This is a genomic window from Acinetobacter sp. Z1, from assembly GCF_024296945.1.
Classification (GTDB): domain Bacteria; phylum Pseudomonadota; class Gammaproteobacteria; order Pseudomonadales; family Moraxellaceae; genus Acinetobacter; species Acinetobacter beijerinckii.
Genome location: NZ_CP101115.1, coordinates 2,128,559 through 2,154,165, shown reverse-complemented (window position 1 = coordinate 2,154,165; position 25,607 = coordinate 2,128,559). Strand labels below are relative to the sequence as shown.

Here is a 25,607-nt window from a genome sequence, read left to right as displayed (position 1 = left end):
TCCTATTTAGTTTTTTATAATTTTAATTATTGTTTCGCCATGCTTTGAATAAATATTCATCGTTGATTGTATTTTTTCTAAGCGTATTTTCATGCTTTTTAGCCCAATATTGACGTTTGATGCACTTATTTCATCTACATTGAAACCAATACCATCATCTTTAATTTCTAAAATTATTTGTTTGATATCTGAAAAATACAACCGAACCAAAACTTTTTTGGCATAACTATGTTTGATCACATTTGTTAAAGCCTCTTCTGTTACTCTCAACAATGTTAGGCATTCTAAAGCGGTTGGTTTGGAGTACCAGATCTCAGGAAAACTCCAAACCGATTGGATCCCTAACTCATTAAAAATTTGGCTAAAACGATGTCGAATCGGTGCTCCCCATAAAATTGGAGTTTTAGGAATTTCTTTAGAAACTGTTGAACTGCTGTCGATAACTTCGCGTAGATCATCTCGGAGTAATTTGAGCATTGATAAAAATTGCTGATTACTCAGATTTTGCTGACTTTGACTGACAACACTGATTGAGCGAATTAATGAACCTCCCACAATATCGTGTAAATCATGAGCAAGTTGTAAGCGCTCTTGCTGTCGAATTTTTTGTAAATCAGATTGCTGAATATGAAATATTTCTTCCATATAGCCCATCAATAATAAGCTTGAATAAATTAGTAATAAGATAAAAAAAGAAAACTGTAAGTAAAACCAATGGTGATTAAGAATAAAGATTGTCTCAAGACTACTTTTATTCAGTAAAAAAACAATAAGGATGAGAATAGTCCCCAAAAAGTATATTTTTAATAAATTATCAAATAATTTTTTTGTTTTGAATGTGATAATTTTTTTTATTTGAATTGATGTAAGTGTTAAATAATACAAAAATAGAGCCATTAAAGTACTAGGTAAATCTTTTTTTATTTGTGAATAATATACTAATAAAATAATGGCAATTAAAGTGATGAGTAGGAAAGAAATAATATTAATTTCAATATTAAATTTTTTAGATATTGAAAAGTAAAATGAAATTAAGATAGATAGGGAGAGTGCTAATACAGTAAATAAGAGTAATGTTGAAGGATGAGATGTTTGTAAATATGATACTAATAACATATTTCCTGAAGATAAAATAAGTATTGCAAACCAAGTGATGGATAAAGGAAGTTTTTTTTGGATAGATGTAGAGATTAAAAATAAACCACTAATGATGAGGAAAGATGGAATAAATAACCCAAAATAATTTTCAATATTATACATTTGATTACTTTTATAATTAAAATAAACCCAAAGAGTAAGCAATTTTTATTGCCTTAGAACGACTGTCTACAGCAAGCTTACTATAGATATTTCTCAGGTGAGCTTCGATAGTATAACGTGACAATCCTAGCTCATTTGCAATATCTTGATTATTTAAACCTTGAGTGACGTGTTCTAATATCTCAAGTTCTCTACATGATAAGTTTTCAGGCGAGTTCTTAATTTTTTGAGGTTTTTTCACCATATTTGATAAAATAATTTGAGCCAAAAAAGGATCTATCGGAATACCACCCTGTAATATTTGTTTAATTGAAATAGTAACTTCATAATCATCACGCTCTTTCAATAGATAACCAGTTGCACCAGCTTGTATTGCTTTAAAAATTGCATCTCTGGTACTCCAAGCTGAAATAACAAGAATTGGAATGGTAGAATGTTTTTGTCTCAAACTACGAATTAATTTCGTACCATTGCCATCAGGCAAACCTAAATCGACTAAGGCAAATGCAATATTATTTTGTTTTACTTCAAGCATAGATTGAGATAAGTTTTTAGAAAATATTAAATCGCTATTGCTATAGTTTAGGTCTATTAAAATTTTTTTTAATCTATTTTGAACTATATAGTCGTCATCAACAACCAGAACTGGTTTTGGTAAAGCAGAGCCAAGTAAATTTTGATCAAAAAAACTTAATCTATCTTTTATTTGTTCTATCATGATGATTATCAAATATACGTATATTTTTTATTATAATCATCGGTTCTTTATTTGCTATATTTTTTTAAATTAATTTAAATTGTTTATAAAATTTAAATTAATTTTTACAATATAATTAATAGTTATTTAAATAAATCTTTATATGTTGGGTTAAATATACACAAGCTTAGAAATTACTAAGCTTGCTGTAACCAAAGAATGAGTAGAGTTAATTAGCAACTACCAACCACTGTACCACTCCAAAGTGCTTGATCATTGACATACAAGGTGATTTTAAGTCCTGTTGGAATTCCCCAGGTTGTGCAAACATCACCACATACGCGTAAATTTGCATTTGCAGGAATTCCGATTGGAACATTGACACAAACATTTCCGAAAACTGGAAAGTCAAAACAAACATCGCCGTTTCGATAAGAAGCACCTACACATGCACTTAGACTTAAAGCCTGAACATTGGTACTACTCAACTGATTTTGTACAGATTCAATTGTATTTGTTGTTTTTACACTAGATTGTAAAGCATTACTGTTTTCACCATTAAAACCTACTTTTGTGTAGTCTGGAACGACTTGTGGATCACATTGACATCCGCTCATTATTTTACTTCCTTTAATATTTATAAAAGTTATAGTTCGTACTCATATGGCTTTTCCGAATATCGCCCCATTTTTTACAGTGGTTTCTGGCATCCACAATAAGTCTTAAGACAAGCGATGAAGATTGTATTAAGACTTAATTTTATTGATTTGAATTTTTATGAGCGTGAAGGGTATATACCTTCCAAGCTGATCAAATAGTAAAGCGCTAAATACGGGTTTGTAATATTGACGGGTTGGCTACCCCCAGCTATTCCTGTGTTTTGCACAGGAACAACGACTTGCGTGGTTGCATTTAACGGTTTCATATTGACTAATTGACTCGTATCTTGAGTAAACACATCATATACACTGCCTGTGTTAGGATCATTTGCATTTGCCCAAGCTGCATTGGCAGGGCTACTTGTATTGCCACCGACTGAGCTTGCTTGTGGTGTTAATGAAACTGAAGCATTGATGGTTTGACTAGCAACGACATGGGTATGTGCTGGTAAGTTATTTATTGTGAGAGTCGTACTTTGACTTCCTGCGGCTTGACCAATTGGAAAATTATTGTTTACCCCAAGTGCGAAGCGTCCACCTAAGTTTGGTAGTGCGAAAGTGGTTATGCCATCACCACCATAAATGGTACCAAGTAAGCTGAAAAGTGCTTGGTTTTGTGCGATTGATAATAATTGTCCATTGCATGCCGCCCAACCTCTCGGAACGAAGTTGTATGGAACCAGCATGATTTCACCTAGATACGGATCTGCGCTCATAATTTTTACCTTTTAATTTTCAGTAATATTGTTGATGTTTTTGTGTTTTTTAATTTACTGAAATTTCTTCATAGGCCAATATCCCCAAAACATCGTATTTTGATTGAATGGTTTTGAGTTTTCGATTAATCGATTTTCGGTAGCTATAGACTGTTTCAATGCTGAGATTTAATTGGATAGATATGTTGGAGCTACTCAAGTCTTTAGATAAAAGCTCGACGATCATTAATTCTCGAGGTGTGAGTAGGTTTAGAAATTCAGAATAATATGATGAAAATTGCAGCAGAAAAGATCTGTGATGAATGTCGAGTTTTTGATAAATGTTTTCTTGATGGGTAGTAACAGTTCTTTCACTAATATGAAGTTTTAACGAGATCTCTTTAACTCGATAACCATGTACTAACATTTAAAAAAATTTGATGCTCACGTTTACTTAGCATTTTTAAAGTATCCATTTTTATCCTTTGTATTGAATTAAAAAATTAAAATTTTTATGTGGATTTATTAGAGATAAATTACTTAGCGTTTACATCATTGAAATTTGTTATTTAAGTGATTTTTTCAATGTTATTTTTTTATTTTTCTACCAAATTTCAATGATTCATTCTCAATAAAAATGTTCTCTAATTTATGTGTTTATATTCACAAAATAAAGGGAATAATATGAATCGTATCTTTAAAAAAATTTGGAGTAGATCTCTGGGGTGTGTAGTTGTTGTATCGGAGAATGCTAAAAGCGAAGTTAAGACGAACAAGACAGGTGGTATTGTTGAGACGAATACTATTTTTAATGAATTTGAGTTTTTAAGTACTCAAAATAAATTACGGTTAAAACCGCTCGTTATCGCTTTAGGATTATCAACGATTACTTTAACAACCCAACATGTTTTTGCCGAGCAAGTGATAACCTGTGGAGCAAAAGATTCAAATACAAATCCAGGTATTGCAGCCACAACTCATGGTAATACGATTGTGAGCCAACAATATTGGGGAGCGATCAATTGTTATAACAATGCACCAATTTCAGATAGCAAAATCGCAAATGATGATTTCGATGTCACTATTAATGCAGACACTTTAAAAGTGGGTGCAGGCGGGATTACCTCTAAAGGTTCATTAAGTGGTTCAGCTGGTAACGGAACCATTTCTTTTAATAATAATAAAATCACCAACCTTGCTAATGGTACATCTACAAATGACGCAGTTAATTTTGGACAATTAAATTCATTAGCCAATGTTTTTGGTGGTGGCGCTGGTTTTAGTGGCGGAATATTTACTGGTCCTACATATACGATACAAGGTTCAAATTATACAAATATTGGAAGTGCATTTACTGCTGTAAATACTAAATTGACCAATTTACAGAGTCAAATTGATGCTTTACCAACGGGAGGTGGTGCTGATGGAAAAAGTGCTTATGAGCTTGCAGTTGATGGTGGTTACTTAGGTTCACAAACTCAATGGTTGGCTTCATTGAAAGGAGATAAGGGTGATAAAGGCGACAAGGGCGATAAAGGTGATGTAGGCGCTACTGGAGCTCAAGGCGTACAGGGTGACAAGGGCGATAAAGGTGATGTAGGTGCTACTGGAGCTCAAGGCGTACAGGGTGACAAGGGCGATAAAGGTGATGTAGGCGCTACTGGAGCTCAAGGCGTACAGGGTGACAAGGGCGATAAAGGGGACGTAGGTGCTACTGGAGCTCAAGGCGTACAGGGTGACAAGGGCGATAAAGGCGATAAAGGCGATAAAGGCGATGTAGGTGCTACTGGAGCTCAAGGCGTTCAGGGTGACAAGGGCGATAAAGGGGACGTAGGTGCCACTGGAGCTCAAGGTGTACAGGGTGACAAGGGCGATAAAGGGGACGTAGGTGCAACAGGCGCAACTGGAGCTCAAGGCGTACAGGGTGACAAGGGTGATAAAGGCGATGTAGGTGCAACAGGTGCTCAAGGTGTACAAGGTGACAAGGGCGATAAAGGCGATATCGGCGCAACAGGTGCCACTGGAGCTCAAGGCGTTCAGGGTGAAAAGGGCGATAAAGGTGACGTAGGCGCTACTGGAGCTCAAGGTGTACAAGGAGACAAGGGCGATAAAGGTGACGTAGGCGCTACTGGAGCTCAAGGTGTACAAGGAGACAAGGGAGATAAAGGTGATGTAGGCGCGACAGGTGCTCAAGGTTTACAGGGTGATAAGGGCGATAAAGGCGATGTCGGTGCAACTGGAGCCCAAGGCGTACAGGGTGATAAGGGCGATAAAGGTGATGTAGGCGCGACAGGTGCTACTGGAGCTCAAGGCGTACAGGGTGACAAGGGCGATAAAGGCGATGTAGGTGCCACTGGGGCCCAAGGCGTTCAAGGAGATAAGGGCGATAAGGGTGATGTAGGCGCAACAGGTGCAACTGGAGCTCAAGGCGTACAGGGAGACAAGGGTGATAAAGGTGACGTAGGTGCGACAGGAGCTCAAGGCGTACAAGGTGACAAGGGCGATAAGGGTGATGTCGGTGCAAACGGAGCTCAAGGCGTACAGGGTGACAAAGGCGATAAAGGTGATGTCGGTGCAACTGGAGCTCAAGGCGTTCAGGGTGATAAGGGCGATAAAGGTGATGTAGGTGCAACTGGGGCCCAAGGCGTTCAAGGAGATAAGGGCGATAAGGGTGATGTAGGCGCAACAGGTGCAACCGGAGCTCAAGGTGTACAGGGTGACAAGGGCGATAAAGGGGACGTAGGTGCAATAGGTGCCACTGGAGCTCAAGGCGTACAAGGTGACAAGGGCGATAAAGGTGATATTGGTGCCACTGGAGCTCAAGGCGTTCAGGGTGATAAAGGCGATAAAGGTGATGTAGGTGCAACTGGGGCCCAAGGCGTTCAAGGAGATAAGGGCGATAAGGGTGATGTAGGCGCAACAGGTGCAACTGGAGCTCAAGGCGTACAGGGTGACAAGGGTGACAAGGGCGATAAAGGTGACGTAGGCGCTACTGGAGCTCAAGGCGTACAAGGTGACAAGGGCGATAAAGGTGATATTGGTGCAACCGGAGCTCAAGGCGTTCAGGGTGACAAGGGCGATAAAGGCGATGTAGGTGCAACTGGAACTCAAGGCGTACAAGGAGACAAAGGCGATAAAGGTGATGTCGGTGCAACTGGAGCTCAAGGCGTTCAGGGTGATAAGGGCGATAAAGGTGATGTAGGTGCAACTGGGGCCCAAGGCGTTCAAGGAGATAAGGGCGATAAGGGTGATGTAGGCGCAACAGGTGCAACCGGAGCTCAAGGTGTACAGGGTGACAAGGGCGATAAAGGGGACGTAGGTGCAATAGGTGCCACTGGAGCTCAAGGCGTACAAGGTGACAAGGGCGATAAAGGTGATATTGGTGCCACTGGAGCTCAAGGCGTTCAGGGTGATAAAGGCGATAAAGGTGATGTAGGTGCAACTGGGGCCCAAGGCGTTCAAGGAGATAAGGGCGATAAGGGTGATGTAGGCGCAACAGGTGCAACTGGAGCTCAAGGCGTACAGGGTGACAAGGGTGACAAGGGCGATAAAGGCGATGTAGGTGCAACTGGAGCTCAAGGCGTACAAGGAGACAAAGGGGATAAAGGTGATGTCGGTGCAACTGGAGCTCAAGGCGTTCAGGGTGATAAGGGCGATAAAGGTGATGTAGGTGCAACTGGGGCCCAAGGCGTTCAAGGAGATAAGGGCGATAAGGGTGATGTAGGCGCAACAGGTGCAACCGGAGCTCAAGGTGTACAGGGTGACAAGGGCGATAAAGGGGACGTAGGTGCAATAGGTGCCACTGGAGCTCAAGGCGTTCAGGGTGATAAAGGCGATAAAGGTGATGTAGGTGCAACTGGGGCCCAAGGCGTTCAAGGAGATAAGGGCGATAAGGGTGATGTAGGCGCAACAGGTGCAACTGGAGCTCAAGGCGTACAGGGTGACAAGGGCGATAAAGGGGACGTAGGTGCAATAGGTGCCACTGGAGCTCAAGGCGTTCAGGGTGATAAAGGCGATAAAGGTGATGTAGGTGCAACTGGGGCCCAAGGCGTTCAAGGAGATAAGGGCGATAAGGGTGATGTAGGCGCAACAGGTGCAACTGGAGCTCAAGGCGTACAGGGTGACAAGGGTGACAAGGGCGATAAAGGGGACGTAGGTGCAATAGGTGCCACTGGAGCTCAAGGCGTTCAGGGTGATAAAGGCGATAAAGGTGATGTAGGTGCAACTGGGGCCCAAGGCGTTCAAGGAGATAAGGGCGATAAGGGTGATGTAGGCGCAACAGGTGCAACCGGAGCTCAAGGTATTCAGGGTGACAGGGGTGATAAAGGCGATGTAGGTGCCACTGGAGCGCAAGGCATACAGGGAGATAAGGGAGACAAAGGTGATACTGGGGCTAACGGTAAGAGTGCATATGAAGTTGCGGTAGCTAATGGTTATAACGGTACCGAAAAAGAATGGTTAGCAACGCAGGGTGGTAATAATCCGTATCTTGATGCAAATCCGAATGCTACTTCAACGGGCGCTAAAGCGACTGGAACAGGTGCGACAGCATTAGGTGATGGAGCAGTAGCCGATGGGAATAATAATACTGTTATAGGTTCAGGGGCTTCTGCCAAAGGTGAGTCAAATACTGTAGTGGGCAAAGGAAATAAAGTTGAGGGTAATCGTTCAGGTGCATTTGGCGATCCAAACTTAGTTCAAGGTGATGGAAGTTACGCCGTTGGTAACGATAATACGGTTAAAGGCGATAACAGCTTTGTTGTAGGTAATAATGTTAATACTTCAGCCAAAAACTCAGTTGTGTTAGGTAATGATTCTGCATCTGATCGTGACAATACAGTATCGGTAGGGGCATCAGGTAAAGAGCGTCAAGTGATTCATGTTGCAGCAGGTGTTCAAGATACTGATGCGGTTAATGTGAAACAAATGAAAGATGGCAATGCTAAAGTATTAACAGATGCTAAAACGTATGCTGATGCTGGTGATCAGGCAACATTATCGAGTGCTAAAGGCTACACTGACAGTCGTGAGGTTGTGATGCGTCAAGAATATAAAACTGCTGATGCTAAAGTGTTATCGGATGCTAAAGCATATACCGATACTAAAATTTTGGATTTAGAAAATAACTTTAGAGACGTTTCAAATCGGTTAGACCAAACGAACCAAGATGTGCGTAAAAACCGTGAAATTGCTGCACAAGGTATTGCAGGTATTACTGCAATGACTAATATTCCGATGCCAGCAGAACAAGGTGCATCCACTGTAGGGGTTGGTATGGGGCATTACGATAGTCAATCTGCAATTGCTGTGGGTGCGAGTCATTATTTTGAAAATGGCGTTGCAGTTAAAGGTGCTTTCTCAACAGGGTTCAACAATGGCAATACTACTGCCGTAGGTGCAGGTGTTTCTTATTCTTGGAAATAACTAACCCATTAAAAATATAGTAAATAGCCAAGCTTCTTTTTACAGCTTGGCTATTTACTATTTGAAATTTAAGAGAGGATCACATACTTATAATTAGGAATTGTTTAATCTAAAAGCATTAAAGCAAAGACTCTACAAAATAAGCCTATGTCAAGCATGGTGTTTTGTTTAGCCTAAGCCTATAATACTGCTACTTGGAAATCAGTAGACTGTGATTGGTATGTTATATACATTGGCTCGCCCTTTGTTGTTTACTTTAGCACCAGAGCGTGCACATGAACTTACACTTTCAATGCTTGATAAAGCTCATAAATTTGGACTGATGCATCAAAAAGTTGCACATAAACCTGTGACTTGTATGGGAATCGAGTTTCCAAATCCAGTTGGCTTGGCAGCTGGTCTAGATAAAAATGGAGCACATATTGATGCTCTTGCTGCTTTAGGTTTTGGTTTTATTGAAATTGGAACCATTACTCCTCGCCCTCAAGAAGGTAATCCTTTACCTCGACTATTCCGTATCCCAGAAGCAAAAGCCATCATCAACCGTATGGGATTTAATAATGATGGTGTTGATAAGCTCATTGAGAATGTAAAGGCATCGAAATTCCGAGGTATTTTAGGAATTAATATCGGTAAGAATGCTGATACGCCTGTTGAAGATGCTGTCTCAGATTATTTAATTTGTTTAGAAAAAGTTTATAACTACGCTTCTTATATCACAGTAAATATCTCTTCTCCGAATACAAAGAACTTACGTAGTTTACAAAGCGGTGATGCGCTCACAGAGTTGTTACAAACTTTGAAAGATCGACAACTAGAACTTGCTGAACAATACAATCATTATGTTCCTTTGGCACTTAAAGTTGCACCCGATTTAGAACCAGAAGATATTCGCTTTATCTCAATGCAATTAATCAAATTTAAGATTGATGGATTGATTGTGACGAATACAACCTTAGGTCGAGAAGGGGTTGAAAATCTTGCTAATGGAAATGAAGCAGGCGGTTTGTCTGGTGCACCAGTCTTTGAAAAAAGTACAAAGTGTCTAAGCCAATTTGCAGAGATTCTCGCTGGAAAGGTACCTTTAATTGGTGTTGGTGGAATTGTATCTGGAGAACAAGCTGTAGCAAAACAGCAAGCAGGTGCAAGTTTAGTACAGGTCTATAGTGGACTCATTTATACAGGTCCGACCCTTGTAAAAGATTGTATCGATGCGATGACAGTGTGAAATGAACACCCTTGATATCATCATTCTGATCATATTGCTCATTGGAGGGCTTAACGGTTTGCGTCAAGGATTTATCAAAGCCTTTGCGAACTTGATCGGGTGGATATTCGCATTGATCATTGGGGCAAAATACGCAGTTATGTTGGCACCTGCTATGAGCAGTTTGAGCCAAGACCCTGTTGTGCAAAAAATTGCTGCGTTTGCTTTTATTGTCCTAATTATTGTTGTGTGTACTTGGGTCGTTACCGCGCTGTTAAATGGGCTCTTGAAAAGTTTAAAATTGGGCCCATTAAATCGTTTAGCAGGTGGAGCATTTGGCTCATTAAAAGGTTTATTGATTGTTTTAGTTACAATCCAAGGTGTAGGGCCTTGGGTTGATAGTTCTCCTCACTGGAAACAGTCTAAATTTGTACAAATTCTTTTACCTTATGCGCCTGTAGCAACTGAAATATCTAAAGATGCTGCAAATGAGGCATTAAATCAAATGACATCCGAAGGCGCGTTATTACATCGCCCTTCAACTGAAATGGAAGATTCAGAACGAGCTTCAGTAGATCAACGTTCTGATCATTCTACCAAGAATCCTTTTTATTAATTGCTAGCTCGTTGAGAGGTTGCTATGTGTGGAGTTGTTGGGATTGCTGGTAAATCACCAGTAAACCAAATGTTATTTGATGCCTTGACGATGTTACAACATCGTGGACAAGATGCAGCAGGGATTGTAACTTGCGATCAAGGGCGTTTATTTCTCCGCAAAGATAACGGTATGGTACGTGATGTATTCCATACTCGTCACATGCGTGCCTTACTTGGTAACTACGGTATTGGGCATGTTCGTTACCCAACCGCTGGTTCATCGAGTAGTGCAGAAGCGCAACCCTTTTATGTCAACTCTCCTTACGGAATTACGCTTGCACATAATGGTAATTTAACCAACGCAGCAGAAATTCATGATGATCTATTTAAAACAGATCTACGACACATGAATACCGATTCTGATTCTGAAGTTTTACTGAATGTATTTGCGCATGAACTACAGAAAATCGGCACCTTAAATCCAACACCTGAAGATATTTTTCATACAGTAACGCGTGTTCATGAGCGTTGTAAGGGTGCATATGGTGTAGTGGCGATGATTACCGGACATGGTTTAGTAGGCTTCCGTGATCCAAATGGTATCCGTCCACTGATTTATGGTTCTAGAGAAACTGATCAGGGTCTTGAATACATTATTGCATCTGAATCTGTTGCTATTACAGCATTAGGTTTCAAAATTGAGCGAGATATTGCGCCTGGCGAAGCAATTTTTGTGGATAGCAAAGGGCAATTATTTACTAAACAATGTGCGGTAGAACCTGAGTATCGCCCTTGTATTTTTGAATATGTGTATTTTGCGCGTCCAGATGCAATTATCGACGGAATCTCTGTTTATAAAGCTCGTTTAAAAATGGGTGAAAAGCTTGCCTATAAAATTTTAAAAGAATGGAGTGAGCAACACGATATTGATGTTGTGATTCCTATTCCTGATACGAGTCGTACTTCTGCATTAGAGTTAGCAAATATTTTAGGTGTGAAATTCCGTGAAGGGTTTATGAAAAACCGCTATATCGGACGTACCTTTATTATGCCTGGTCAACAGCAACGCAAAAAATCAGTGCGTCAAAAGCTGAACCCTGTAGAACTTGAGTTTAAAGGCAAAAACGTTTTACTGGTTGATGACTCAATTGTACGTGGTACAACCTGTAATGAAATTATTCAGATGGCACGTGATTCTGGTGCGAAAAAAGTATTTTTTGCATCTGCTGCACCTATGGTGAAATATCCAAATGTGTATGGTATTGATATGCCAGCAAAATCTGAGCTTATTGCATCTGATCGTACTGTTGAAGAAATTCGTGACATCATTGGTGCTGATCGCCTTATTTTCCAAGATTTGGAAGATCTGAAAGATGCAGTTCGTACTAGCAAAGTTCCAGATTTAAGAGAGTTTGATTGCTCTGTTTTTGATGGTGTTTATGTCGCTGGTGGAATTGATAGTGACTATTTGATTAATCTTGAGCAGAAGCGTAATGACACAGCTAAGAAGAAAGCTGATGGCTATATCGATGTTAATATCGATGCTTCTTCTGTTGATTTGACAGGGATTAAAGAAGAGTAATTTCTTTAATCATTAGAAAAGCGGGAATTTCCCGCTTTTTTATTTTATGATAGATAAGGCAATTAAGCCGTTGACGAAGACAATGTAATAAGGAAAATTTACATTGAAAGAAATGAGCCATTACTTAATTGAAAATAAAAATATTGCTTGGTCAGTAAGCTTTTGCATTCTTGCAATGTTGCTCACTGTTTTTATTCTGAACTTAATTCTGGGTTTGGTGGTTCATTTTTTTGATTATACGCAACCGATTTGGTGGCATGTTCTTAGTCCTTATTTTATTGCAATTTTATTTTTAGTACTCATTTGGTCGGTGGGAGCAGAACTTTACGTGTTGCGCGAAGGCGGACATTCACTTGCAAAACAACTTAAAGCAAGACGTTTAGTCTTTGATGAAAGCACACCAGAGGAAAGTACTGCTTTAAAAGTTGTCGAAAAAGTTGCCCAAAGTTTTGCGATTGATACACCCGCTGTTTATGTCTTACCAGATGAAGTTGGTGTCAATGCTTTGACGGCTGGTTTTAAATCACAGGATATTGTGATTATTTTAACTTGGGGAGCATTACAAAATTTAGATGAACTAGAACTATATGGTTTATTAAGCTATGAGTTTAATCAAATTTTGTCAGGTGAAGCGGTTGAAAACACCAAATTAAAAATACTATACAGTGGTCTAACTACCTTTAGTCAGTGGGGCAGTAAATTAGCTCAAGCTGGATATAGTCCTTATGCAACATCTTATCGTAATAAGTTTGAAACTATTTTTGTTGCGATTGGTGGTGTGATTTGGTTGATCGGTAGTTTAGGAATTTTAATCACTCGATTGATTAAATATTTAACCTTGAGTGGTCGAACTTTCCGTAATGATTTAAAAACCATGCGTTTGATGAATAATAATGCCAATATTCAAACCCTGTTACGGATTTATGTACATCATTCAGGTTCACAAATTCATAGTGCTTACTCAGAATCGATTTCGCATATGTGTTTTGCAAATTCGCTTAGTCCACAAAGTTGGATGAATATTCATCCAAATATTAAAGATCGAATTTATGAACTGAATCCGACGCTATTGCAGGATTTACAGCTAGAAAATTTAAGAAAATTACGTAATCGCCCTTTATTTAGTCTATTTCGTTCTTTGGAAGAGGAATTAACAGATCTCAGCGTACCTTGGAGTTCGCCACAGCCATTACCGTTGTTGCGATTATCTCCAATTAGCTTTGCATTGAATGATGCAATTAAGCCATTAAATTCCGAAATGCGAAAAAATAAAAAACGCCCTGAACTAATTCAGCGCGCCATGCAAACGGCAACTGGCTCAAGAGAGGTGATGGTTGCGATTTTAATGATAAGACAATATCGTGAATTTATTCCACAAGATGCTGCTGTGAGCCATGCAATTGTCGATGCCTTATTAAATCTAGATGGTCGAATTCATGTGCAGATTTTTCATGATGCTTGTAAGAATATTGGGCATATGCCAACCAGTATTGCACGTCAATTTTTGACGAAACTCGCATGTATTATTCAAGAAGATGGTGAGGTGGGGTTACTTGATGCTTTGTTGCTTGAGCGAGTCAAACATGAACTTAATTTGATGCCAGCACATTTACCGACCTCGTTTGAAGACGTAAAGTCGCAAATAGTACATTTAATTGATGCTTTATTGCATGTGCAACAAATTAATAGTCCAAATCAACTTGAAGTCAGAGAGCGGATTTTACAACAAATATTAGCACCACATGAGATGCGAATTTATGCAGATATTTCTGATGAACCGCTTGATTTAGCTGAAATATTGAATGATGTTTCTGGATTGCTGCTGAGAGATCGTTTAAATATTTTATCTATAGCCGAACGTTGTTTGTGGAGCGATCGTATTATCACGCAAGATGAGTTAGATGTTTTAGAGCTATTGTACTGGCGTTTGGGTTTTGACACGCGTGAAGTTGTGGAACAAATGCAGAAAAAAAATAGCTTAATGATTATCTAAATATAGTGATCTTTGGATAAATGATTCATTAAAACGTTACGTGACAGTCACATAATTTGATTTAAATTCGGGTTAAGCTTGCCTCTAATTTTTTTAGCTATTTTATATTACGTGCTTTTGAGTAAGTTATGGAACATATTGAAATTTTAAAAGCTTTATTTTTAGGTTTTATTGAGGGTCTCACTGAGTTTTTACCTATTTCGAGTACAGGGCATCTGATTTTATTTGGTCATATGATCGATTTCCATTCAGATGATGGTCGTGTATTTGAAGTTGTTATTCAACTTGGGGCAATTTTAGCTGTATGTTGGTTATATCGTCAGAAGATTTTCGATTTACTTAAAGGCTTTTTTAGTGGGGACGCAGAAGCACGTCATTTTGCATTTAGTGTTTTAATTGCATTTTTCCCTGCAGTTGTGATTGGGATATTCGCAGTAGATTTTATTAAGAGTGTTTTATTTAGTCCCTTAGTCGTTGCTGTCGCATTGATTATCGGTGGTTTGATCATCTTCTGGGTGGAGTCTATTAAATTTGAGCATAAAACTACAGAAGCAACGAAGATCACTTATAAGCAAGCATTCTTAGTGGGCTGCGCGCAATGTGTGGCGATGATTCCTGGAACTTCACGTTCTGGTGCAACCATTGTCGGAGGGATGTTCTCTGGTTTATCTCGAAAAGCTGCAACAGAGTTCTCTTTTTTCTTAGCGATGCCAACAATGCTTGGTGCAGCGGTTTTTGATTTGGCTCGTAATGCAGATGTACTAACACAAGACAATATGTTGAATATCGCTGTAGGCTTTGTGGCAGCGTTTATTGCGGCATTGTTGGTTGTCAGTGCATTAGTAAAATTTGTTGAGCGCCACACATTACGTGTTTTTGCATGGTACCGAATTGTACTTGGTATCATTTTATTATTTATTTTTCTATAAAATAATACTTCTCCCTTTTAGTAAAATGACTAAAAGGGAGCACTTCTAAGATAAAATTGCGGTTCTTTATTTTTATATCTCACTAATGGTTCAACTGTAAAAATGACAATAGCAAAAATGAATGCACGAGATTTAATTATTGATTTACTTCTTGGGCTACAGGGTCGTGAGATATCAATTAAGCAAATAATTATTGCAGCGAAACTTTTCGACATTAGTGAAAATAGTATTCGTGTAGCGGTTACTCGCTTGTCAAATGAAGGTGTAATTGAAGCTATTGAACGAGGAATATATCAGTTCACGGCTCAATCACATGAGTGGGCAGACGTGATGCTCAATCGAAAGAATGGTATTAAACATACTAAACCGTGGAATCATCAATATCTTGCTGTTTTAACTGGGGTGCTCGGGCGAGTCGACCGTACCGCATTGAATCGTAGAGAAAGAGCACTGAAGCACTTTGGTTTCAAAGAGCTTGAGCAAGGAATTTATATACGCCCTGATAATTTGGCAATTCCTTTTAAAGCACTTTTTTTAGAATTACAGACATCTGGTTTAGAGAAAACAGCAAAAATTTGTCAAATTAATGATTTTGATGAATCAACGTTATTAAATATTCCAAAATTGTGGCCGACTCAAACTTTGAATGAAAACTACAAAAAATATAATGGAATGATTCAAAAATGGTTGGATACCGTAGATCAATTAACTCTAGAAATTGCCGCTAAGGAATCACTATTACTTGGTCGACAAACGATTTCCTTGCTTATGAATGATCCTTTATTACCTCAAGATTTTGTCGATGTTGAGTTGCGTCAGGAATTTGCATCAAGCGTACAACGATTAGACCAAACGGGATTGCTCCTATGGCAAAAATTTTATGAATCTCATTTAATCTGAAATATTACAATAAAATTAATTTTAATATATTGACAGAAATATTACTTGTTTTAAAATAAAACTATAAATTTTGTATTTTTTAAAAATTAAAACAAATATAGGTCAAGGATATGAATACACGAACCGCGATTAGTGATTTATTTACACGAGAAGAAATCACTGAGTTAACATCAAAGTCTGATATACATGGCAGTTGGGCTGTTTTATCAACATGGGCAGTTATTGGTGGAACTTTTGCAACTGTAGCAAGTACATGGGAGTATTTACCTGCATGGGGTAAACTACTGATGTGCATAGCTGCTTTAATCGTTTTAGCAGGTCGTCAGCTAGCGCTTGCTATTATTATGCATGATGCATCGCACCAAAGTTTATTTAAAACAAAGTGGTTAAATGATGTCGCGACAGATTGGCTCTGTGCACGACCAATTTGGAACGATTTAAAAAAATATCGCGCTCATCATATTCGTCATCACAGTAAGACTTCTACTGTGGATGATCCTGATTTGTCCTTAGTAGCTGGTTTTCCAACGTCTAAAAAATCGTTGATGCGTAAATTTTTAAGAGATATTTCAGGAATTACTGGTTTTAAATTTGCTGTTGGTCGTGTTCTAATGGATACAGAGAAAATGGAATGGACTGTGTCGAATGATCGTCGTTGGATTTCCCAAGAAGGTCGACATTGGGCTGACTACGCAAAAGCTTTTTTAAAAAATAGTGGCGGCGCTATTGCAACCAATGCGGCATTATTTTCTGTGCTTTGGGCAGCAGGACATCCAAAATTATATGCACTTTGGGTTTTAGCTTATTTAACACCATTTCCACTATTCCTACGTGTACGCTCAATAGCAGAACATGCAGGTATGCCAACTAGTAATAGTGCTTTGACCAATACTCGTACTACTAAAGCAGGCTACATTGCACGTGCTTTGGTTGCACCAATCCATGTCAACTATCATAAAGAACATCATTTGATGGCAACGGTTCCATATTTTAAATTACCTCGAATGCATCAAATGCTCAAAGATAGAGGTTATGTGTCTGAGCCACCAAATTATTGGCAAGTCTTAAATGAGTTATCAAATAAAGCTGAATAATGATTGCGGTGAATTTTTTAATCAAAATAAATTTTAAAATGTGGAATAAAAAATGGCGATTGATAAAAACGAAATCATTAATTTTTTAGCGCAAGAGTTTCCTCAAGCGCTCGAAAAAACCAGTATTCAAGAAATAACGGATAGAGGTGCTGAATTATTATATCGTGTTGATCAGAATGATTTACGACCAGGGCAAACAGTTTCTGGCCCGACATTAATGTTAGTTGCAGATTTCGCCCTTTATGTCGCAATCATGGGGCATCTAGGTTTAATTGCGATGGCAGTAACCACAAATATGACGATAAATTTTTTTCGCAAACCGAATGGAAATCAAAATATTCGTGCAGTGTGTAAATTAATTAAGGTCGGACGAACACTGGTTACAGGCGAAGTTTGGTTATATTCAATGGGTGATGATGAACCCGTAGCACATGTGATAGGAACTTATGCCATCCCGACAAAACAGATCCAATAATTGAGTTTCCAAAACAATCATTTTATCAACATGCTTAGAAACGATTTTATCAACCCATGAAATAAAAATTAAAACATATGCTTAAAAACGATTGACTTTAATTGGTCTAAAAATATTTATGATGTCATAGGAACACATTTGAAAATGGAGTGAGATGGATATCTATAAAAATCTTTTTCAGGAGGAATAAGATGATAAATAAAAAACTATTGGTCGGTGTGCTATTTTCAGGTTTGGCGTCTTTTACTCAAGCGAAACAAATCGTTTGCATCTTTGATCCTGTTGGTAAATCAGGTGATGCCTTTGCATTAGCTAAAGATTACGCTTTAGAAGCGAAGAAGTGGGGTGCAGATATTGAATTACGTGCTTACGTAGATGAACGGATTGCAGCAGAGAATCTCAAAGTTGGTCATTGTGATGGAGCAATTATTAGTGGTTTACGAGGTCGGCAATTTAATAAATATATCGGCTCATTAGATGCAATTGGCGCATTAACAGATATGAAAACCGCAATTCTTGCATATCAAATTTTGTCTAAACCTCATGCAGCTCAAAGCATGGTCAATGGTCCTTATGAAATTGCAGGTTTAGGTACAATTGGTCCAGCGTATCTATTTGTTTCAGATCGAAACATCAATACTTTAGCGAAAGCTGCGGGTAAAAAAATAGGTGTATTTGCTTATGATGAAGCTCAACCTCGTTTAGTAGCTCAGGTTGGGGCGCAAGCTGTATCTGTTGATGTCACTACAGCCGGACCAAAATTTAATAATCATCAAATTGATATTGTGCCTGCTCCGATTGTGGCTTATAAGCCACTTGAGTTGCATAAAGGGTTGGGTGAAAAAGGTGGTATTGTTAAATTTCCACTGACGCAAATATCAGCTAATTTTATTATTCGAAAAGAAAAATTTCCTGAGGGTTTTGGGCAGAAATCAAGAGAATGGGTCGCTGGTCAATTGGGTCGAACTTTCAATATTATTTCCAAATATGAAAAAGAGATTCCAGCAAAATATTGGATGAATATTTCAGCTGAAGAACAGGTCAATTATATGAAAATGATGCGTGAAGCACGGATTTCATTAACTAAAGCTGGCGTTTACGATCCGAAAATGATGAGTTTCCTTAAAAAAGTTCGGTGCAAACAAAATCCAAATAGTTTTGAATGCGCATTGAATGATGAATAATCGATGAGAAGATTTGGTAATAAGCCTTCTTAATTTATTGTGGTTGAGAAGGTTTTACTCAGAATAACTAAAATAATATTAAAAACATAACAACATTTAAGTATGCGAAAAATCAATAACATGCTAAAACTAAATATGTTCGGATTTCTTTGTTGTTACTCGTTTTAATGATATGGCTACAGCACTCGACTTAACACCTTTATCGCAAATTGAGTCAAATCAAGACCATATTTTGGCGATTAAGCGTAATGATTTATTGCCTTTGCTCAATGATCCTCATCTTTTAAATCATTATGCCGATCATTTGGTACAGGCTCAAAGTGTATTGTTGAATGGTGTTGATCCTAAGCTGAATCAACAACTTAGTGAAGTAATTACACAAATTATTCAGCAATTATCATTGTCCAAAAAATATTTAGGCGGTCGTCGCTTTAACGCATTGCAAAAATGGTTGGGCATTGATATTGAATATGATGCCGGGCAAGTGAAATATATTAAAGACTTAGATCGCTTAATTAATGAAGCCAATCATTTAAGTCAAAAATTACAGATTGAAATTCAAAAATCACAATCGAGATTACAACAAGTACTTGGCTTAAGAGAACAAATGGCAGCCTATATTTTTGCTGCTGATGAGTTTCTAAATGAATATCCTCAGTTTAGCAAACAACAAGTGCTTGATCATTTTGTGGAGCGTTTATCAAAAAAAATTAATACGTTACAAACTTTACAAAGCAGTAATGACATTGCGATGAAACAAATGCAATTGTCACAGCATTTATCATTTAGCCTATTAGATCGTTTTAAAGAGGCTCAACAAGTTTTGATTCCTGCATGGCAATATCATTTGAAGCAAAGTCACGAATCTCATTCAGCTGCGACGATTGAGCAGTTAGATAAGAGTAGAGAAAAACTGATTCAAAATTTGAAAAAATCATTACAGAAATAAGAGGGGATTATGATGTCAGATTTAGAACTTAATAAAGTCTCAAATGAGGTTGTACTAAAAGAAGAGCAACGCTTTGAGCAACTGAACTTGAAAGAATTAGGATTGCAACCGCAAGATTTTTCAGAAGTAATGGATGCTCATAAAGAACTTGCAGATATCAGCACAACAGTAGTTGCTGAGTATGGTAAAAATATTGCGAATAAAACCTCTACATATACAGACGAGTTATTAAATCTTGTTCAAAATAAAGACTTGGATGCGACAGGCCAAAAATTGAATGAGGTTGTGCAAGTGGCTCAGCAATTGAACACTTCAAGTATCTTGAATAAGTCTAAAAACTCTGGCTTTTTCGGAGGCTTACTGAGTAAGTTTAAAGGCGCTAAACAAAGTTTTGATCAGCATTTTAATACCACGAAAGAACAAATCGATGTGTTGGTGAAAGAGATTGAAAGCTCACAGTCTGGTTTAAAAGCACGTGTTGGAACATTGGATAAAATGTTTGATGCTGTCCAAGAGGAATATAAACAGTTGGGTGTTTATATCGCTGCTGGGCAACTAAAACAACAGGATATTCAACAACAAATATCAAGCTTGACGACACTAGAGCAAGATCAAAAAACCACGCAGCAAATTTATGACTTTAATCACTTGGCAAACAACCTTGAAAAAAGAGTGAGTGATTTACAAGTTTTACAGCAATCTGCAATGCAAACTTTACCGATGATTCGTATTATTCAATCAAATAATTTGATGTTAGTAGACAAGTTCTATGCAATTAAGAATATTACCTTACCTGCATGGAAGAATCAGATTAGCTTAGCGATCTCTTTGCAAGAGCAAAAGAATAGTGTGCAGCTCGCAAAAGCAATTGATGACACCACAAATGAATTGTTACGTCGCAATGCAGAATTATTACATCAAAACTCAGTTGATACTGCTAAAGCCAATCAACGTTCAGTAATTGATGTGGAAACACTTGAACATGTTCAAAACACCCTCATTAAAACAGTAAATGATGTTATTCAAATTCAGAAAGAAGGTATGCAAAAACGAGCAGAGGCAACAACGCGGTTACGTGCGTTACAAGAGAGTTTGAATCATTTAGTTCTGGAAAATAGCGGACAAAACACCCCTAAGTCTTAGATTTAATTTACTGAAGGAAAGATCATTGTCACCAATAGACGAATTTAGTGTGCAACCCATTGACCAACGTTTGGATGTGTTAAAAAAGCGTCAACGTCATTTGATGATCTGGTTTGTTCCAACCAGTGCTTTAGCAGTTGTTACTATTGCATCTTTATTTTTGCAAAAAGAATTTATCTATCGTTTCTATGATCTTTCAATTCATGTTCAAGCTTTGGATCTACCTTATCATGTTCAAGAATTAGTTCCTTTTAAACAGCCTATTGATTATTTTTTTAATTTAATCTCTTGGTTTGGTTGGCTATTTCTCAAAATATTTGGTGCATTTATTGGTGCATTTGTAGTTGTTAGTTTGCTAAAAAAATTCAGTTTTTTTAAGAGACGCTTACAGGGCTGGATTCAAAAGATTTTGGCATGGGTGATTGGTTTTATTTTGATTTGGTCCAGTTTGGCTTATATCCAATATGACTGGAAAGATGAAACTAAGCAGGCATATCAGCAATGGATGAGTTATGAAAATAATATTGCTGAAAGTCAGATCGCGCAAGATTTGTATCAAGCTGATGTTAGCTCAACTGAAAAAGCTTATATATTGGCTCAAGTCGCTTTATTACATCAGCCTGTAGATCGAAAAACAGCGAATATCTATGTCAATCAACTCATTAAAGCAGAAAAAAGTAATCCATCTCAATTTCAAGAATATGATTTTAAGCCAGAACAGTTGTGGGTGATGCAACAACAACTCTATGGCAAAAGTATTACTGCGTTAACACAACCTTTAGATTTGCGTGCTCAACAAGCTGAGCATATTTCAATGATTGTGAATGTGATTTTATGGATTTTTACTGTTCTAATGTTAGCTATGAGTGGAATTTTTTATCTACTTGCGAAACATTTAAAAAATCGTCGTTATCGAATTGAGAATAAACTTGATGCTTTCTAAGTATTAATTCAAAAATCCGATTGAAATAATAAAAACATACTGTTTCACCTATTTAGTGTTTTTGCGTACTATAGCCTCATTGAAAGAATTTAGCTGATTGTACTGCTTAGAATTTGGAGAAATATATGTTAGATCAAAATATTAAAACGCAATTAAAAGCTTACTTAGAACGTTTAGAAAGTCCAATCGAATTGGTTGCTGCTTTAGATGAATCAGACAAAGCTGCAAAAATCAAAGAACTCGTGACTGAAATTGCAGAACTTTCTGATCAAGTTACGGCGCGTTTTGACGGTTCAAACGCTCGTCGTCCTAGTTTTGGTATTGCCAAAGCAGGTGAACAACCGCGTGTGTTCTTTGCTGGTTTACCAATGGGACATGAGTTTACCTCTTTGATCTTGGCATTATTACAAGTCTCAGGTTATGCACCTAAAGTGTCTGATGAAGTACTTGCTCAGATCAAAGGCTTAAACTTAACTGCAAACTTTGATGTGTTCGTATCTTTAAGCTGCCATAACTGTCCAGATGTGGTTCAAGCACTGAATCTGATTGCGATTAATAATCCAAATACTACCGCAACCATGATTGATGGTGGTTTCTTCCAAGATGAAGTTGAAGAACGTAAAATCTTAGCTGTACCAATGGTGTTCCAAGATAATGAACATATTGGTCAAGGTCGTATGACTTTGGAAGAAATTGTAGCGAAATTGGACACCAATTCTGCTGAGAAAGATGTGGCAGTGATCAATGCCAAAGATGCATTTGATGTGTTGGTAATTGGTGGTGGTCCTGCAGGCGGTACAGCAGCAATCTATGCAGCGCGTAAAGGCATTAAAACAGGTATCGTAGCTGAACGCTTTGGTGGTCAGGTGATGGATACCATGGATATTGAAAACTTCACTACGGTGCAAAAAACAGTAGGTCCTCAGTTTGCTCAAGATATGGAAGCACATGTTCGTGAATACGGCGTGGATATTATGAATTTGCAACGTGTCAGCAAGATCACAGGTGCAGATCAAACGGCGAATGGTCTGGTTGAAGTTGAATTGGAAAATGGTGCCAAGCTTGAATCTAAAACCATCATTCTTTCAACAGGTGCTCGTTGGAGAGAAATGAATGTACCGGGTGAAGCTGAATACCGTACCCGTGGTGTAGCGTACTGCCCGCACTGTGATGGTCCATTATTCAAAGGCAAACGTGTTGCAGTGATTGGTGGCGGTAATTCTGGTGTAGAAGCTGCAATTGATCTTGCAGGGATTGTGGAGCATGTGACTTTGGTTGAGTTTGATACCAAACTTCGTGCTGATCAAGTGTTGCAAGATAAATTAAACAGTTTGCCAAATACCACCGTGATCTTAAATGCATTGAGTACGGAAGTGGTAGGTGATGGCGCTCAAGTGACGGCATTAAAATATAAAGATCGTGCGACGGATGTTGAACACACGATCGAACTTGCTGGAATCTTTGTGCAAATCGGATTACTACCAAATACGGATTTCTTAAAGAACAGTGCGGTTGAACTGAGTAATCGTGGTGAGATTGTGATCAATGATCGTAATGAAACCAATGTTAAAGGTGTGTTTGCTGCGGGTGACTGTACCACAGTGCCATACAAGCAAATCATCATTGCAACTGGTGAAGGTGCGAAAGCTTCACTTTCCGCTTTTGATTATATGATCCGATCTGGTATGTAATTTCAATTCTTAAAGGAAAGCCCAAAGAAATCTTTGGGCTTTTTTATTCTGTTAGTTGTTGGGTTTGTATAGTCCATGATCAACTAAATGTTGACGTAGTATACGACGTAGTTCTAAAACAGCTTCAGGTGTTTCTTGAATAGAATGTCCGCCAGTAAAGATCTTTTCAGAAACAGCTCCATCTAAATGTGCACTCTTATAAGGAACAATCCCATCCGTAATTGTATTAGGATCGTCACTTTTAGTGATGTTGCCCATAATAGAGTGGAAAACTAAGTCTTTTTCAGGTGGGATGTTTGAAGTAAGCTCCATAAATTTTGATTTTTTACTCAGATCACTAGGACCATTTTGAATTACTTCATTGGTAAGTGTCTTAACAAAATCTTTAAGATCGGCATCATTACTGGTTAATGTATCTGTTAGGGTGGTTAAAAATGTTGCTGGCAATTTAATGATTTTACGTGCCGCTAGCGTAAACCATCGATCAGCAAAATCTGTCCCACGATGAGGAGCTGCAAGAAAAATAGCACGATCAAAGTTTTGAATTGGTCTCATTTTAAGACGCTCACCAATCACTGGATGTTTTCTCAAACGAGATTGTTGGCGGCTATTCATCATTTCCAATGCTTGTTTAGAAATATCAGCATCGCTTACTAATAAGCGACTGATAATACCACCCATACTATGACCTATGAGTACTGCGTCTTTGGAAGCCGCATCTTTACTGTTTAAAGAGCCAAAAGCTTGTTTGAGTAGAGCATAAATTTGAAAACGACTTTCCAAAATTGGCATGTTGGTTGAGTAAAACACTTGCCAAACTTGGTAGTGCTCACGCAGGACAGGATCACCCATAATATCATTTGTCACTGCAATCCATGCTTCTGGGCTACTTGCAAGTCCGTGAACCAGTACAATCACTTTTTTGTTTGGATTATAAGGTTCAAGCATGTAGAGATGCGGCATGGTGAGATGCTGATCGCGGTCTATTAAAGTTAAGTAGGCGGCTGCCCCTAAGTTATTTTCGGCTAACCATAATCCATACGGTGCTGAGAAGTTTGCAGCTAAGGAGTAAGGCTTACCCGCAATATTTACTTTTTCTGTGTTATAGGGATCATAAACTTTAATTTCAAAATTTGGACTATGTAATACATCATCAATGGTTGCATTATTTTTCTTAGGTTGGGCAATAATCGTCGCAGCTAAATAACGTGCTTTATGAATATTAGGATTGATGCCTTTAGGATAATCAAATGAGAGTGGATCAAGAATATATTTATTTTCAAGTTTGGATGTATCACCTGAAGGATAGACTGCAACAAAGTCAGAACCGAAACCATCACGTCTATTAATCGCCCTTAGACCTGAGAAGTTCATGTTATAGCTAGAAATAAACTTTTCTAATTGCATGTTTTGTATACGTTGATATGACTGAATATCAATGGTGTATATACTTTTACCAATTTTTATTGTCGGAGCGATATTGGTGGAGGGATTTCTCAAACTATGCACATTCACTAGTTTTGTAAGGGCTTGGTTATAAAAATCACGAATTTGAACTTGGCGATTGTCAAAAATACGTTCTTGCGGTTGTCGTTCTGTTTTAAATAAATAGGCATAACTATATCGAATGCTTTTGTCTAAAGCTTCAAGTTCTTGATCTAAACATTCGTCATAACTATTTTGAATTTTCTGTTGTTCTTCATCCGATTTATGTTTGCTTAACTTACTTATTTTACAAGCAGCTGATTCTGAAAGTGTAATGGATTTAGACAGATACAATTCACTGGCTGTTGAAAGCAATTGCTCATCTAAAATCTGAGGAATTTTATGTAAGTCTGCAATACATTGATCAGGTGTTTGCATGCAAATCTTGGCTTCTTTGCCTGACATTGAAAGTACGTTAAGGCTCGCTTCGCTTAATTTTTTTTGCGTCAAAATACTGTTACGTTCATTTGCAATGGTTACGTCAAGCGCTTGCTGTTTTAAGCTAACAACCTGACAACCGCTCATTGTTAGCGTTGTAAGTAAAATGCCATAAAAAAGATAATATTTTGATTTAAATACAAGCATGGGAATTCAGCAAGTTATGCAGAAAGAATAGGGCTATAATACGAAAATAAGTTGCTTTTTCAATCGCCCAAAAAAAATAGACCGTTAAAACGATCTATTTTTTACAAAAAAGCAG

General features: G+C 38.0%; 20 protein-coding genes. 14 read left to right on the top strand and 6 right to left on the bottom strand.

Annotated features, from left to right (window positions below):
- Positions 1 to 6: 6 nt before the first annotated feature.
- The 5 genes from NGC85_RS10020 to NGC85_RS10000 all read right to left on the bottom strand — a co-directional run bounded on the left by NGC85_RS10020 (position 7) and on the right by NGC85_RS10000 (position 3,738).
- Entirely contained in the window at positions 7 to 1,260 is a 1,254-nt protein-coding gene (locus tag NGC85_RS10020) for a sensor histidine kinase (protein WP_254730753.1), read from the bottom strand.
- 16 nt (positions 1,261 to 1,276) lie between these two features.
- The gene (locus tag NGC85_RS10015; RefSeq protein WP_254730750.1) at positions 1,277 to 1,978 is read right to left on the bottom strand and encodes a response regulator transcription factor; all 702 of its coding nucleotides are present in this window, start codon (positions 1,976 to 1,978) and stop codon (positions 1,277 to 1,279) included.
- Between the two features lie 212 nt (positions 1,979 to 2,190).
- The gene (locus tag NGC85_RS10010) at positions 2,191 to 2,574 is read right to left on the bottom strand and encodes a hypothetical protein (RefSeq protein ID WP_254730747.1); all 384 of its coding nucleotides are present in this window, start codon (positions 2,572 to 2,574) and stop codon (positions 2,191 to 2,193) included.
- A 158-nt stretch (positions 2,575 to 2,732) separates the two neighbouring features.
- A complete protein-coding gene (locus tag NGC85_RS10005) occupies positions 2,733 to 3,332 on the bottom strand; it encodes a phage tail protein (protein ID WP_254730744.1) in 600 nt (199 codons plus the stop codon).
- 49 nt (positions 3,333 to 3,381) lie between these two features.
- On the bottom strand, positions 3,382 to 3,738 hold the full coding sequence (locus NGC85_RS10000; RefSeq protein ID WP_254730741.1) for a LuxR C-terminal-related transcriptional regulator: 357 nt from the start codon (positions 3,736 to 3,738) through the stop codon (positions 3,382 to 3,384).
- A 257-nt stretch (positions 3,739 to 3,995) separates the two neighbouring features.
- On the opposite strand from NGC85_RS10000, the gene NGC85_RS09995 reads away from it, so the two are divergent.
- The 14 genes from NGC85_RS09995 to ahpF all read left to right on the top strand — a co-directional run bounded on the left by NGC85_RS09995 (position 3,996) and on the right by ahpF (position 23,422).
- Entirely contained in the window at positions 3,996 to 8,735 is a 4,740-nt protein-coding gene (locus tag NGC85_RS09995) for an ESPR-type extended signal peptide-containing protein (protein WP_254730738.1), read from the top strand.
- 220 nt (positions 8,736 to 8,955) lie between these two features.
- Entirely contained in the window at positions 8,956 to 9,963 is a 1,008-nt protein-coding gene (locus tag NGC85_RS09990; RefSeq protein ID WP_005053365.1) for a quinone-dependent dihydroorotate dehydrogenase, read from the top strand.
- Between the two features lies 1 nt (position 9,964).
- Entirely contained in the window at positions 9,965 to 10,558 is a 594-nt protein-coding gene (locus NGC85_RS09985; protein ID WP_005053368.1) for a CvpA family protein, read from the top strand.
- Positions 10,559 to 10,582: 24 nt separating this feature from the next.
- Entirely contained in the window at positions 10,583 to 12,121 is a 1,539-nt protein-coding gene (purF, locus tag NGC85_RS09980; protein ID WP_005053369.1) for an amidophosphoribosyltransferase, read from the top strand.
- Positions 12,122 to 12,224: 103 nt separating this feature from the next.
- Complete coding sequence (locus NGC85_RS09975; RefSeq protein ID WP_171065737.1) at positions 12,225 to 14,114, top strand: M48 family metalloprotease; 1,890 nt, start codon at positions 12,225 to 12,227, stop codon at positions 14,112 to 14,114.
- Between the two features lie 128 nt (positions 14,115 to 14,242).
- Positions 14,243 to 15,043, top strand: coding sequence for an undecaprenyl-diphosphate phosphatase (locus NGC85_RS09970; RefSeq protein WP_005053371.1), 801 nt, complete (start codon positions 14,243 to 14,245; stop codon positions 15,041 to 15,043).
- Between the two features lie 102 nt (positions 15,044 to 15,145).
- Positions 15,146 to 15,943 carry a PaaX family transcriptional regulator gene (locus NGC85_RS09965; RefSeq protein ID WP_254730735.1) on the top strand — a complete coding sequence of 266 codons (798 nt, stop codon included), beginning with the start codon at positions 15,146 to 15,148 and terminating at the stop codon, positions 15,941 to 15,943.
- A gap of 110 nt (positions 15,944 to 16,053) precedes the next feature.
- Positions 16,054 to 17,037, top strand: a complete 984-nt coding sequence (locus tag NGC85_RS09960; protein ID WP_254730732.1) for a fatty acid desaturase family protein — start codon at positions 16,054 to 16,056, stop codon at positions 17,035 to 17,037.
- A 52-nt stretch (positions 17,038 to 17,089) separates the two neighbouring features.
- Positions 17,090 to 17,512: a PaaI family thioesterase gene (locus tag NGC85_RS09955; RefSeq protein ID WP_254730729.1), complete on the top strand. Its 423-nt coding sequence runs from the start codon at positions 17,090 to 17,092 to the stop codon at positions 17,510 to 17,512.
- A 191-nt stretch (positions 17,513 to 17,703) separates the two neighbouring features.
- Positions 17,704 to 18,696, top strand: coding sequence for a putative solute-binding protein (locus NGC85_RS09950; protein ID WP_254730726.1), 993 nt, complete (start codon positions 17,704 to 17,706; stop codon positions 18,694 to 18,696).
- Between the two features lie 172 nt (positions 18,697 to 18,868).
- Positions 18,869 to 19,645 (top strand): tellurium resistance protein, encoded by a 777-nt coding sequence (locus NGC85_RS09945; RefSeq protein WP_254730722.1) that lies wholly within the window; start codon positions 18,869 to 18,871, stop codon positions 19,643 to 19,645.
- 12 nt (positions 19,646 to 19,657) lie between these two features.
- Positions 19,658 to 20,788: a toxic anion resistance protein gene (locus NGC85_RS09940; RefSeq protein WP_034710346.1), complete on the top strand. Its 1,131-nt coding sequence runs from the start codon at positions 19,658 to 19,660 to the stop codon at positions 20,786 to 20,788.
- 25 nt (positions 20,789 to 20,813) lie between these two features.
- Positions 20,814 to 21,731 carry a hypothetical protein gene (locus NGC85_RS09935; protein ID WP_254730719.1) on the top strand — a complete coding sequence of 306 codons (918 nt, stop codon included), beginning with the start codon at positions 20,814 to 20,816 and terminating at the stop codon, positions 21,729 to 21,731.
- Between the two features lie 125 nt (positions 21,732 to 21,856).
- Entirely contained in the window at positions 21,857 to 23,422 is a 1,566-nt protein-coding gene (gene ahpF, locus NGC85_RS09930) for an alkyl hydroperoxide reductase subunit F (RefSeq protein ID WP_254730716.1), read from the top strand.
- Between the two features lie 51 nt (positions 23,423 to 23,473).
- On the opposite strand, the gene NGC85_RS09925 is transcribed toward ahpF, so the two are convergent.
- Complete coding sequence (locus NGC85_RS09925; protein ID WP_254730713.1) at positions 23,474 to 25,492, bottom strand: triacylglycerol lipase; 2,019 nt, start codon at positions 25,490 to 25,492, stop codon at positions 23,474 to 23,476.
- Between the last annotated feature and the right edge of the window lie 115 nt (positions 25,493 to 25,607).

What these genes read in the sequence shown, in the direction of transcription:
- NGC85_RS10020 (WP_254730753.1), bottom strand. Translation starts at nt 1,260, where the DNA reads ATGTATAATATTGAAAATTATTTTGGGTTATTTATTCCATCTTTCCTC.
- NGC85_RS10015 (WP_254730750.1), bottom strand. Translation starts at nt 1,978, where the DNA reads ATGATAGAACAAATAAAAGATAGATTAAGTTTTTTTGATCAAAATTTA.
- NGC85_RS10010 (WP_254730747.1), bottom strand. Translation starts at nt 2,574, where the DNA reads ATGAGCGGATGTCAATGTGATCCACAAGTCGTTCCAGACTACACAAAA.
- NGC85_RS10005 (WP_254730744.1), bottom strand. Translation starts at nt 3,332, where the DNA reads ATGAGCGCAGATCCGTATCTAGGTGAAATCATGCTGGTTCCATACAAC.
- NGC85_RS10000 (WP_254730741.1), bottom strand. Translation starts at nt 3,738, where the DNA reads ATGTTAGTACATGGTTATCGAGTTAAAGAGATCTCGTTAAAACTTCAT.
- NGC85_RS09995 (WP_254730738.1), top strand. Translation starts at nt 3,996, where the DNA reads ATGAATCGTATCTTTAAAAAAATTTGGAGTAGATCTCTGGGGTGTGTA.
- NGC85_RS09990 (WP_005053365.1), top strand. Translation starts at nt 8,956, where the DNA reads ATGTTATATACATTGGCTCGCCCTTTGTTGTTTACTTTAGCACCAGAG.
- NGC85_RS09985 (WP_005053368.1), top strand. Translation starts at nt 9,965, where the DNA reads ATGAACACCCTTGATATCATCATTCTGATCATATTGCTCATTGGAGGG.
- purF (WP_005053369.1), top strand. Translation starts at nt 10,583, where the DNA reads ATGTGTGGAGTTGTTGGGATTGCTGGTAAATCACCAGTAAACCAAATG.
- NGC85_RS09970 (WP_005053371.1), top strand. Translation starts at nt 14,243, where the DNA reads ATGGAACATATTGAAATTTTAAAAGCTTTATTTTTAGGTTTTATTGAG.
- NGC85_RS09965 (WP_254730735.1), top strand. Translation starts at nt 15,146, where the DNA reads ATGACAATAGCAAAAATGAATGCACGAGATTTAATTATTGATTTACTT.
- NGC85_RS09960 (WP_254730732.1), top strand. Translation starts at nt 16,054, where the DNA reads ATGAATACACGAACCGCGATTAGTGATTTATTTACACGAGAAGAAATC.
- NGC85_RS09955 (WP_254730729.1), top strand. Translation starts at nt 17,090, where the DNA reads ATGGCGATTGATAAAAACGAAATCATTAATTTTTTAGCGCAAGAGTTT.
- NGC85_RS09950 (WP_254730726.1), top strand. Translation starts at nt 17,704, where the DNA reads ATGATAAATAAAAAACTATTGGTCGGTGTGCTATTTTCAGGTTTGGCG.
- NGC85_RS09945 (WP_254730722.1), top strand. Translation starts at nt 18,869, where the DNA reads ATGGCTACAGCACTCGACTTAACACCTTTATCGCAAATTGAGTCAAAT.
- NGC85_RS09940 (WP_034710346.1), top strand. Translation starts at nt 19,658, where the DNA reads ATGTCAGATTTAGAACTTAATAAAGTCTCAAATGAGGTTGTACTAAAA.
- ahpF (WP_254730716.1), top strand. Translation starts at nt 21,857, where the DNA reads ATGTTAGATCAAAATATTAAAACGCAATTAAAAGCTTACTTAGAACGT.
- NGC85_RS09925 (WP_254730713.1), bottom strand. Translation starts at nt 25,492, where the DNA reads ATGCTTGTATTTAAATCAAAATATTATCTTTTTTATGGCATTTTACTT.